Origin of the sequence: Streptomyces sp. G7(2002) (assembly GCF_028870195.1) — a bacterium.
In the GTDB taxonomy this organism is placed as follows: Bacteria; Actinomycetota; Actinomycetes; order Streptomycetales; family Streptomycetaceae; genus Streptomyces; species Streptomyces nigrescens.
Map to the genome: position 1 here is coordinate 6,610,441 of NZ_CP102609.1, position 11,611 is coordinate 6,622,051.

An 11,611-nucleotide genomic window follows, 5' to 3' on the forward strand; every position below is an offset into this window, starting at 1 on the left:
GCCCGTTCGGGAGCCGCAGAAAAGGCGGTGGGCCACCCCCACAGGGGCGGCCCACCGCCTTTTCGTGCGCCGGTGCGTCAGACCTGCTCGCCGCCGAGGTGGTGCACCCGGACCATGTTGGTGGTGCCGGGGACGCCGGGGGGCGAACCGGCGGTGATGAGCATGGTGTCGCCCTTGCTGTAGCGCTTGAGCTTGAGCAGCTCGGCGTCGACCAGGTCGACCATCGCGTCGGTGTTGTCGGCGTGCGGCACGATGAAGGCGTCGACGCCCCAGCTCAGCGTGAGCTGGTTGCGGGTGGACGCCTCGGTGGTGAAGGCCAGGATCGGCTGGGCCGCGCGGTAGCGGGAGAGCCGGCGGGCGGTGTCACCGGACTTGGTGAAGGCCACCAGCGCCTTGCCGTTGAGGAAGTCGGCCATCTCGCAGGCCGCACGGGCCACCGCACCGCCCTGCGTCCGCGGCTTCTTGCCGGGCACCAGCGGCTGCAGGCCCTTGGAGAGCAGCTCCTCCTCGGCCGCCTCGACGATCTTCGACATCGTCTTGACGGTCTCGATCGGGTACTGGCCCACCGACGACTCGGCGGAGAGCATGACCGCGTCGGCGCCGTCGAGGATGGCGTTGGCGACGTCGGACGCCTCGGCGCGGGTCGGGCGGGAGTTGGTGATCATCGACTCCATCATCTGGGTCGCGACGATCACCGGCTTGGCGTTCCTGCGGCACAGCTCCACCAGGCGCTTCTGCACCATCGGGACCTTCTCCAGCGGGTACTCCACCGCCAGGTCACCACGGGCGACCATGACGGCGTCGAAGGCCATCACGACCTCCTGCATGTTGGCGACCGCCTGCGGCTTCTCGACCTTGGCGATGACCGGGACCCGGCGGCCCACCTCGTCCATGACGCGGTGCACGTCCTGGACGTCCTTGGCGTCCCGCACGAAGGACAGCGCGACCATGTCGCAGCCCATCCGCAGGGCGAACTTGAGGTCCTCGATGTCCTTCCCGGACAGCGCGGGGACGTTCACCGCGGCGCCGGGCAGGTTGATGCCCTTGTGGTCGGAGATGACCCCGCCCTCGATGACGATGGTCCGCACGCGCGGGCCGTCGACCTCGACGACCTGGAGGGCGACATTGCCGTCGTTGATCAGGACCGGGTCGCCCTTGGACACATCGCCGGGCAGACCCTTGTAGGTCGTCCCGCAGATGGTCCGGTCACCGGGGACGTCCTCGGTGGTGATGACGAACTCGTCGCCCCGCACCAGCTCCACGGGGCCGTCGGCGAAGGTCTCCAGGCGGATCTTGGGGCCCTGGAGGTCGGCCAGCACACCGACGGCGCGGCCGGTCTCCTCGGAGGCCTTGCGGAGGCGGTGGTACCGCTCCTCGTGCTCCGGCTGGGTCCCGTGGCTCATATTGAAACGGGCCACGTTCATACCGGCCTCGATCAGCGTCTTCAGCTGGTCGTAGGAGTCGACGGCGGGGCCCAGGGTGCAGACGATTTTGGAACGGCGCATGGCGGAATCCTATCGGTTTGTTTCAGAGCGGAATATTCCGGTAGGTGGAAACACCAATGTCTAGGCGTTGACCAGGGCGTATGTCTGCTGGGCAATCTCCAGTTCCTCGTCGGTCGGTACGACGGCGACCGCGACCCGGGCGTACTCGGGCGAGATCAGCCGGGGCTCGCCGGACCGCACGGCGTTGAGGTCGGCGTCCACGGCCAGACCCATCTCCTCCAGGCCGGCGACGGCGGCCGCGCGCACCGGGGCGGCGTTCTCCCCGACGCCCGCGGTGAACGCCACCGCGTCGACCCGGCCGAGCACCGCGGTGTAGGCCCCGATGTACTTCTTCAGCCGGTGGATGTAGATGTCGAAGGCGAGCCGGGCGCGCTCGTCACCCTCGTCGATCCGGCGCCGGATCTCCCGCATGTCGTTGTCGCCGCACAGCCCGACCAGACCGCTCTTCTTGTTGAGCAGCACATCGACGTCGTCCTCCGACATCCCCGCGACCCGCTTGAGGTGGAAGGTCACCGCCGGGTCGATGTCGCCGGAGCGGGTGCCCATGACCAGGCCCTCCAGCGGGGTGAGCCCCATCGAGGTGTCCACACAGCGGCCGCCGGCCACCGCCGAGGCGGAGGCGCCGTTGCCCAGGTGGAGCACGATGACATTGACCTCGGAGGGGTCCTTGCCCAGCAGCTCGGCGGTCTTGCGGGAGACATACGCGTGCGAGGTGCCGTGGAAGCCGTAGCGGCGGATGCGGTGGGCGTCGGCGGTCGCCACGTCGATGGCGTAGCGGGCCGCGTGCTCCGGCATCGTGGTGTGGAAGGCGGTGTCGAAGACCGCGACCTGCGGCAGGTCGGGGCGCAGGGCCTGGGCGGTCCTGATGCCGGTGATGTTCGCCGGGTTGTGCAGCGGGGCGACCGGCACCAGCCGCTCGATCTCCTTGAGCACCGCGTCGTCGATCACGGTCGGTGCGGTGAACTTCAGCCCGCCGTGCACCACCCGGTGCCCGATCGCGGCCAGCTGCGGGGAGTCGAGGCCGAGACCGTCGGCGGACAGCTCCGCGGCGACGGCCTTCAGCGCGGCCTCGTGGTCGGCTATCGGGCCTTCGGTCTCCCGCTTGTCGCCGCCGGTGGCCAGCGGGGTGTGGGCCAGGCGCGAGGTCTCCTCGCCGATCCGCTCGACCAGTCCCACGGCGAGACGGGTGCCCGCGGCGGAGCCGCCGGCCGAATCCGGCTTCATGTCGAGCAGCTGGTACTTCACCGACGAGGAGCCGGAGTTGAGGACGAGAACGCGGGTGGCAGTGGCAGTCATGTAGCGCTTTCCGATGGGGTGGGGGAGACGGGCGGGGGCCTGGGTCAGGCGGTGTGTGCGGCGCCGGGCTGGGCACCCTGGGCCTGGATGGCGGTGATGGCCACGGTGTTGACGATGTCCTGGACCAGGGCGCCGCGCGAGAGGTCGTTGACCGGCTTGCGCAGACCCTGCAGGACCGGACCGACGGCGACCGCACCGGCCGAGCGCTGCACGGCCTTGTAGGTGTTGTTGCCGGTGTTCAGGTCCGGGAAGATCAGCACGGTGGCCTTGCCCGCGACATCGGATTCGGGGAGCTTGGTGCGCGCGACCGCCGCGTCCACCGCCGCGTCGTACTGGATCGGGCCCTCGACCAGCAGATCGGGGCGCAGCTCACGGACGATCTCGGTGGCCTTGCGGACCTTGTCGACGTCCGCGCCGGAGCCGGAGGTGCCGGTCGAGTACGACAGCATCGCGATCCGCGGCTCGACGCCGAACTGGGCGGCGGTGGTGGCCGACTGGATGGCGATGTCCGCCAGCTGCTCGGCGTTCGGGTCCGGGTTGACCGCGCAGTCGCCGTAGACCAGCACCCGGTCGGCCAGGCACATGAAGAACACCGAGGACACGATCTGGGCGCCCGGCTTGGTCTTGATGACCTCGAAGGCGGGGCGGATGGTGGCGGCGGTGGAGTGCACCGCACCGGAGACCATGCCGTCGGCCAGGCCTTCCTGGACCATCAGCGTGCCGAAGTAGGAGACGTCCGCGACCACGTCGAAGGCCAGCTCGACGCTGACGCCCTTGTGGGCGCGCAGCTGCGCGTACCGCTCGGCGAACCGTTCGCGCAGCTCGGAGGTCTGCGGGTCGATGATCTGGGCGCCGGCCAGATCGATGGCCAGGTCGGCGGCGCGCTTGAGGATCGCCTCCTCCTCGCCCAGCAGCGTCAGATCGCAGACATCGCGGCGCAGCAGCACGTCGGCGGCGCGCAGCACCCGCTCCTCGCTCCCCTCGGGGAGGACGACGCGGCGGCGGCCCGCGCGGGAGCGCTCGATCAGCTCGTGCTCGAACATCATCGGCGTGACCCGGCCGGAGCGGGCGACGGAGATGCGGTTGGTGAGCTCCACGGTGTCCACATGCCGCTCGAAGAGGCCGAGCGCGGTCTCCGCCTTGCGCGGGGAGGCGGCATTCAGCTTGCCCTCGATCGCGAACAGCTCGCCCGCGGTCGGGAAGGAGCCGCCGGGTACGGAGATCACCGGGGTGCCGGGCGCGAGGCGGGCGGCCAGCGCCATGATGTCGGGGCCGGGCCGCTCGTCGAGGGTGAGCAGCACACCGGCGATCGGCGGGGCACCGGCGCTGTGCGCGGCGAGCGAGCCGATGACCAGGTCCGCCCGGTCCCCGGGGGTCACCACGAGAGCGCCGGGGGTGAGCGCCTTGAGGAAGGTCGGCAGCATGGCGCCGCCGAAGACGAAGTCCCGGGCGTCCCGGGCGAGCCCCGAGTCGTCGCCGAGCAGCACCTCGGCGCCGAGGGTGTGCACGATCTGGCCGACGGTCGGCGCGGAGAGCGAGCCGTCCTCGGGGAGCGCGTAGCAGGGCACGGGGAGCCGGGCGGAGAGCCGGTCGACGATGGCCTCGCGGTGCTGGGGGGCGACCCGGTTGACGACCATGGCCACGACGTCGCAGCCCAGCGTGTCGTAGGCGCGGTAGGCGTTGCGGGCCTCGGCGCGGACGGACTCGGCCTCCTGGCCCTGGCCGCCGACGACGGCCAGCACCGAGGCGCCGAATTCATTGGCGAGCCGGGCGTTGAGGGCCAGTTCGTCCGGGAGGCTGGTGGCCGCGAAGTCCGAGCCGAGGACCAGGACGTACTCATAGTCCCTGGCCACGGCGTGAAAGCGCTCGACGAGCCGGGAGACCAGCTCATCGGTGCCGCGCTCGGCCTGGAGGGTGGCCGCCTCGTCGTAGCTCAGGCCGTAGACGGTGTCGGCGGACTGGGTGAGCCGGTAGCGGGCCCTCAGCAGGTCGAAGAGCCGGTCGGGTCCGTCGCTGTGCATCAGCGGGCGGAAGACCCCCACCCGGTCGACATGGCGGGTCAGGAGCTCCATGACTCCCAGCTCGACGACCTGGCGGCCGTCGCCGCGGTCGATCCCGGTCACGTACACGCTGCGCGTCACGCGTGCTCTCCGATCCATTCCGTGGGCCGCAAGGACAAAATCAGCCGTTATCGTGGGCTTGCCCCTCTTGACAATACCTGCGGCGGTGGATAAGCCGCTCTCCCAGTTTCCCTTGTGGAGCCGGTACGGGGACAGTAGGGGTGAGGTCTGTGTGCGGGGAGGGCCGGCCGGCCCGTGAAACAATCGGACCGGCTCACACGAACCAACAGCGAGCACAGGAGACACAGCACGATGCGTATCGGAGTCCTCACCGCAGGCGGCGACTGTCCCGGCCTCAATGCTGTGATCCGGTCTGTTGTCCACCGTGCCCTCACCGGGCACGACGACGAGGTCATAGGCTTCGAGGACGGCTTCAAGGGGCTGCTCGAAGGGCGCTTCCGCAAGCTCGACCTCGACGCGGTCAGCGGCATCCTCGCCCGCGGTGGCACCATCCTCGGCTCGTCCCGGCTGGAGCGCAACCGGCTCCGTGAGGCCTGTGAGAAGTCCAAGGACATGTCCAAGGACTACGGCATCGACGTCCTGATCCCGATCGGCGGCGAGGGCACCCTCACCGCCGCGCGGATGCTGGCGGACGCCGGGATGCCGGTCGTCGGCGTCCCCAAGACCATCGACAACGACATCTCCTCCACCGACCGCACCTTCGGCTTCGACACCGCCGTCGGCGTCGCGACGGAGGCGATCGACCGCCTCAAGACCACCGCGGAGTCGCACCAGCGGGTGATGGTCGTCGAGGTGATGGGACGGCACGCCGGCTGGATCGCGCTGGAGTCCGGGATGGCCGGCGGCGCCCACGGCATCTGCCTGCCCGAGCGCCCCTTCGACGTCGACGACCTGGTCACGATGGTCGAGGAGCGGTTCGCCCGGGGCAAGAAGTTCGCGGTCGTCTGTGTCGCGGAGGGGGCCCACCCCGCCGAGGAGACCATGGACTACAAGAAGGGCGCGATCGACCAGTTCGGTCACGAGCGGTTCTCCGGTATCGGCAACCACCTCGCCATCGAGCTGGAGAAGCGCCTCGGCAAGGAGGCCCGCCCGGTCATTCTCGGCCATGTCCAGCGCGGCGGTACCCCCACCGCGTACGACCGGGTGCTCGCCACCCGCTTCGGCTGGCACGCCGTCGAGGCCGCCCACCGCGGCGACTTCGGCAGGATGACCGCGCTGCGCGGCACCGACATCACGATGGTGCCGCTCGCCGAGGCGGTCACCGAGCTCAAGACGGTGCCCGAGTGGCGGATGGACGAGGCCGAGTCGGTCTTCTGAGCCCCGGCGGTTCCGCACCCACCACAACGGCGGCGCGCCTCCCCTCGACCGAGGGAAGGCGCGCCGCCGTTCGTTCGTGTGCGCGGTCACTGTGCGCCGATGGACTCCAGCATGTTCAGCCGGGCCGCCCGGCGGGCCGGCCACAGCGCGGCCAGCATCCCCACGGCCGCCGCGAGCAGTACGAACAGCGCGAGCCGGCCCCAGGGCAGCAGCAGCTCGTAGGTCGGCAGGCCCTGGCTGACCAGGTTGCCGGCGGCCCAGGAGCAGAAGACACCCACCGCGATGCCCAGGCCCGCGCCGAACAGCGCGATGACCACCGACTCCAGCCGGACCATCTGCTTGATACCGCTGCGTGCCAGGCCGATCGCCCGCAGCATCCCGATCTCACGGGTCCGCTCGAAGACCGACATGGCGAGGGTGTTGACGACGCCCACCACCGCGATGATGACGGCCATGCCCAGCAGCCCGTAGGAGACGTTGAGCACCATCTCGATGTCCGCGGCGTTCTCCTTGCGCAGGTCGGCGTGGTCCTGGACCTTCAGCAGCGGGCTGTCGCCGAGGGCGTGCCGGATCTGCTTCTCCAGCCCCTCCGACGGGCCGTCCTGGGCCTTCACCAGCAGGGACTCGACCATCGGCACGAGCTGGTGCGGCGCCGCCAGCGAGGTGGCGCCGATCGAGTCGCCGAGCAGCTGGTTGTCCGCATAGATTCCGACGATCTTGAGCTTCGCCTTCTTCTTGTCGAAGAAGGTGGCGTCCAGGGTGTCGCCGGTGTGCCAGCCCTTCATCTTGGCCATCTTCTGGGAGACCGCGATGTCGTTGCCTCCGGCGCCCTTCAACGAACCGCTGGTGAAGTCCAGTTGGGCGACCTTGCCGATCGTGCTGAGGTCGGTGCCCATCAGGCTCATGATGGAATCAGGGGTCTCGAAGCCCGTATTGCGCAGCGGAGCCGCCACCTCGACGCCCGGGACGTCCGCCACCTTCTGCGACAGCTTGGGGTCCAGACCGGACGACGTGGCCCCGATCTTGTAGTCGGCCTTCAGCCCCTGGGCCGTCATCTTGTCCATGGCCTGCCCGGCCGAGTTCCCGACGACGGTCATACCGGTGATCAGGGTGAGGCCGATCATCAGCGCCGAGGCGGTCGCCGCCGTACGGCGGGGGTTGCGCAGCGTGTTCTCCTTGGCCAGCTTGCCGCTGATGCCGAAGAGCCGGGTGGTGACGACGCCCGCCAGCGAGACCAGCGGCCGGGACAGCAGCGGCGCGAGGATGATGACGCCGGTCAGCGTCAGCATTCCGCCCACCATCGCGATCGGCAGGTCGTCGGCGTCCTTCAGCGTGGAGACGTAGCACATGGTCGCGATGCCGAGGCCGGTGATGACCGCGCCGAGGGAGTTGCGGAGCACCAGGCTGCGCAGTGCCGGCGGCGCCTCGACGGTGTTGAGCGCCTCCACCGGGGCGATCTTCGCCGCCTTACGGGACGGCAGCCAGGCGGCCAGTACGGTCACCACGACGCCCACACCGAGCGCGGAGAGCACCGCGGCCGGGCTGATGACGACCGGTCCGTCCGGGAAACCCGCGCCATTCGCTTCGAGCACCGCCCGCAGGCCCACCGCGAGGCCGGTGCCCAGCGCGAATCCGACGGCCGACGAGATCAGGCCCAGCAGGGCCGCCTCCGCGAGTACCGAGCGCACGACCTGACGGCGGGAGGCGCCGATCGCGCGCATCAGGGCGATCTCCCGGCTGCGCTGGGAGATCAGCATGGTGAAGGTGTTGGCGATGATGAAGACGCCGACGAACAGCGCGATCCCGGCGAAGGTCAGCAGCGTCTGGGTCAGGGCCTCGTTCTGGCTGGCGACCATCTTGGACTGCTCGGCGGCGAGATCGGTGCCGCTGGTCGCCGTGGCGCGGCCCTTGGGCAGCACCTCGCTGACCTTGGCGGTCAGTGCCTGCTGATCGGCGCCGGGCGCGGCCCCGATCACCAGCTCGTCGAACTGGCCAGGGTGCAGGAACAGCTTCTGCGCGGTGGCGGTGTCGAAGAGCGTCAGGCTGCCGCCCGCGGTGACCTGCGGGTCGTCGGTGGAGACGATGCCGACCAGCTTCTTCGTCAGCACCGGGCCGTCGGTGGCGAGCCGCACGGAGTCACCGATCTTGCGGCCGGACGCCTTCGCGGTCGCCTCGTCCAGCGCGATCTCGTTGCCGGCGGCCGGTCCGCGGCCCTTCAGCAGCGGGTAGCGGGGGTCGTGACCGTCCTTGCCCGGCTGGAAGTTGGCGGCGAGGTTCTGCCAGTCGTGGCCGAGCGGCACATTGTCCGGGCCGGCGACGGTGGCCGTGCCGTTGACGTTGCGGCGTACGGACTCCACGCCGGGCAGTGCGCGGATGGTGTCCGCCAGCTTTTCGTCGACAAGGGTGGTCCGCTTGCCGTCCTTGCCGACGTCCGGGGAGTTGTCGGCGGCCTCGGCCTGGACGGAGACGGCCACCCCGTCGAGGTTCTTCTCGGACGCCTTCTTGACGGCCGAGCCGACGGTGTCGCTGAAGATGAGGGTGCCGGCGACGAAGGCGACGCCGAGCAGGACCGCGAGCGCGGTCATCATCAATCGGGCTTTGTGCGCAAGGACGTTGCGCAGGGCGGTTCGCAGCATGGTGGTGGTGTCAGTCCTGGGTCCGGTGGCTCGGGATGGAGGGCAGCGCGCCGGGGAGCGCGGGAGGGCGGTGCGCCGGTGTCAGCTCGTACGGCCCTTGGAGTCGAAGAGCCGCATCCGGTCCAGGACGGTGTCCGCGGTCGGCTGGTGGAGCTCCTCGACGATCCGGCCGTCCGCGAGGAAGACCACCCGGTCCGCGTAGCCCGCGGCGACCGGGTCATGGGTGACCATCACCACGGTCTGGCTCATGGCCTGCACCGACTCCCGCAGAAAGCCCAGGACTTCGGCGCCGGAGCGGGAGTCGAGGTTGCCGGTCGGCTCGTCCGCGAAGATGATCTCCGGCTGGGCGGCCAGCGCCCGGGCGACCGCGACCCGCTGCTGCTGGCCCCCGGAGAGCTGCGCCGGCCGGTGCGCCAGGCGCCCGGACAGGCCGACCGTCTCGATGACGCGGCTGACCCACTCCCGGTCCGGCTTGCGGCCCGCGATGTCCATGGGCAGCGTGATGTTCTCCAGCGCGCTCAGCGTCGGCAGCAGATTGAACGCCTGGAAGATGAAGCCGATCTTGTCCCGGCGCAGCCGCGTCAGCTGCTTGTCGTTCAGCGACGCCAGCTCCACATCGCCGATCCTGGCCGAGCCGGACGAGATCGCGTCCAGACCCGCCATGCAGTGCATCAGCGTCGACTTGCCGGAGCCCGAGGGGCCCATGATGGCGGTGAACTGGGCCTTGCCGAACTCGACCGAGACGGAGTCCAGCGCGACCACACGGGTGTCCCCCTGGCCGTAGACCTTGCTCAGATCCGTGGCGCGGGCGGCGACGGCAGCGGTGGCGCGGGCGGGGGCGGGGGAACCGGGGAAACCCGGAAGGGCGGCCGCGTGGGACACGGGGACTCCTGGAGAAGGAACGGAAGTTTTCGACGTTCCTATTCTTGAAGGCGCAGGTCAGCCGGTCCTCACCCGCAGGGACCGAAAGCCGGACCGGCCGGAAGTGCCATCACCGGACCCGGCGTCATCCTCTGGACGGACGGCCGTCCGCCCAGCGGCCGACGGGAGAGGACAGGGCCGTCGCCCGCGCTCAGGGGTCCTGCCTGCCGGTCCGGGCCCAGAATTCCGCCACGATGTCGTCGAGAAGGGCGCGCCCCGCCCTGCCGGACTCCTCGGCGCTGCCCCCGTCGCCCCAGTTGAGCGTAGCGGTCATGGTCGCCTGGTACTCGCCGTGCAGATCCCGCAGAACGCCCTGGATCTGCTGCCTGGGCAGCGGGACGAGCTTGCCCACCGGCCGGACATAGGCCTGCCAGCGGGTGGTGGCCGCGCTGGTCAGCAGCTCGGCCAGCTTCTCGTCCCGGCCGGTGAAGCGGAGCAGTGCGGGCAGCGGCAGCCGCAGCACCTCGGCGAGCGCCGCGGCCTGCCGGTCGTTGCCGCGCCACTTCCCGCCGGCCTCCAGACGCTCGTACGCGCTCGCCTCCATGCCGATCCGCCGCGCGAGGTCCACCGGGGCGAGGCCGAGCGCCAGACGGTATTCACGCAGGGTGCCCGGTGCGCCGAGAAGTTCGCCCGGTGTGCACCACAGGGCGCCGGCCAGCGCGGTCAGTTCGGCTTCCGAGGGGCTGCTCTCCCCCCATTCCCAGGACGCCACCGTTTCGGGCGCTGTCCGCATGCCGAAGGCGGCCCATATGCCGTAGGCGACATGGGCCGGGGTCATGCCGAGGGCCTCGCGGAGCCGGCGGGCGGCCTCGGCGTTGAAAGGGGGCCGGCGGGGCTCCCCGGCTTGCGTGTTCACCGGCACACGGTAAGTGACGGGGTGCGGCCACACCTATCGTGCGGATACCCAAGCCGGAAAGTCGTAGGAAGCTACTAGCCGGCCGGTTTCCCGGTCCTGTCTGGGGGCTTTCCGCCGGCGGCATCCGGCAACGTCCCCTCAGCCCTTCACGGCGCCACCGAGCGCGAAGCCGCCGCCGAGCCGTCCGGAGACAAGGATGTACAGCGCGACGACCGGTGTCGAGTACAGGATCGAGAAGGCCGCCAGTTCACCGAAGGCGATGGCGCCGTAATTGCCGAAGAAGGTGAAGATGCTCACCGAGGCGGGCAGTTGCTCGGGGGAGAGCAGCAGCATGAAGGGCACGAAGAAATTGCCCCACATCATGATGAAGGTGTAGATCGCGACGACGGCGACACCGGGTCCCATCAGCGGCAGAATCACCCGCAGCAGGGTCTGCGGCCAGGAGGCGCCGTCCGTCCACGCCGCCTCCTCCAGGACCTTCGGCACCCCGTCCATGAAGTTCTTCATCAGCCAGATGGCGAACGGGAGTTGGGCGGCGGCCAGGAACAGCGCGGTGCCGTACCGGGTGTCGATCAGATCGATCTGCACGAACAGCCCGTAGACCGGGACCATCACCGCGGTGACCGGCAGACAGGTGGAGAACAGGACGGTCAGCAGATACGGGCGGGCCAGACGCGAGCGGAAGCGGGAGAGCGGATAGGCGGCCAATGCCGCGCAGACCACCGTCAGCAGCGTCGCGCCGCCGCAGATCAGCAGGCTGTTGAGCATCGGGGTGAAGGTGATCTCGTCGGTCAGCACCGCCGAGAAGTTGTTCAGTGTCGGGGACTCGGGCAGCCGCACCCGCAGCGTCGCCTCCGCGTCCAGGGACGCCAGCACCAGCCAGACCAGCGGAACCGCGAACGCCACCGCGGCGACCAGCAGCCCGGCGTCGGCGGCCAGCCGGTGCCGGTGCCGGTGGTGCCGGTGGTGCCGGTGGTGGCGGTGGCGGGGGAGCGGCAC

At 70.3% G+C, this 11,611-nt stretch carries 8 protein-coding genes; 1 reads left to right on the forward strand and 7 read right to left on the reverse strand.

Annotated features, from left to right (window positions below; translation table 11 throughout):
* Window positions 1-77: 77 nt before the first annotated feature.
* From pyk to pta, 3 genes are read right to left on the reverse strand one after another with little or no spacing between them, the layout of a single operon-like run.
* Window positions 78-1,505, reverse strand: a complete 1,428-nt coding sequence (gene pyk, locus NUT86_RS28295; protein ID WP_018087334.1) for a pyruvate kinase — start codon at window positions 1,503-1,505, stop codon at window positions 78-80.
* 60 nt (window positions 1,506-1,565) lie between these two features.
* A complete protein-coding gene (locus tag NUT86_RS28300) occupies window positions 1,566-2,801 on the reverse strand; it encodes an acetate kinase (RefSeq protein ID WP_266444680.1) in 1,236 nt (411 codons plus the stop codon).
* A 44-nt stretch (window positions 2,802-2,845) separates the two neighbouring features.
* A complete protein-coding gene (gene pta, locus NUT86_RS28305; protein WP_159486127.1) occupies window positions 2,846-4,942 on the reverse strand; it encodes a phosphate acetyltransferase in 2,097 nt (698 codons plus the stop codon).
* A 231-nt stretch (window positions 4,943-5,173) separates the two neighbouring features.
* Here pta and NUT86_RS28310 point away from each other — a divergent pair, with 231 nt between their 5' ends.
* Window positions 5,174-6,199, forward strand: coding sequence for an ATP-dependent 6-phosphofructokinase (locus NUT86_RS28310; protein WP_018087331.1), 1,026 nt, complete (start codon window positions 5,174-5,176; stop codon window positions 6,197-6,199).
* Window positions 6,200-6,285: 86 nt separating this feature from the next.
* Here the strand turns inward: NUT86_RS28310 and NUT86_RS28315 are convergent, their stop codons facing one another.
* From NUT86_RS28315 to NUT86_RS28330, 4 genes are all read right to left on the reverse strand, one after another.
* Window positions 6,286-8,835, reverse strand: a complete 2,550-nt coding sequence (locus NUT86_RS28315; protein WP_274738210.1) for an ABC transporter permease — start codon at window positions 8,833-8,835, stop codon at window positions 6,286-6,288.
* An 81-nt stretch (window positions 8,836-8,916) separates the two neighbouring features.
* A complete protein-coding gene (locus NUT86_RS28320; protein ID WP_159486123.1) occupies window positions 8,917-9,717 on the reverse strand; it encodes an ABC transporter ATP-binding protein in 801 nt (266 codons plus the stop codon).
* A gap of 190 nt (window positions 9,718-9,907) precedes the next feature.
* Window positions 9,908-10,618, reverse strand: a complete 711-nt coding sequence (locus tag NUT86_RS28325; protein ID WP_274738213.1) for a helix-turn-helix domain-containing protein — start codon at window positions 10,616-10,618, stop codon at window positions 9,908-9,910.
* Between the two features lie 132 nt (window positions 10,619-10,750).
* On the reverse strand, window positions 10,751-11,611 hold the full coding sequence (locus NUT86_RS28330) for a carbohydrate ABC transporter permease (RefSeq protein WP_274738215.1): 861 nt from the start codon (window positions 11,609-11,611) through the stop codon (window positions 10,751-10,753).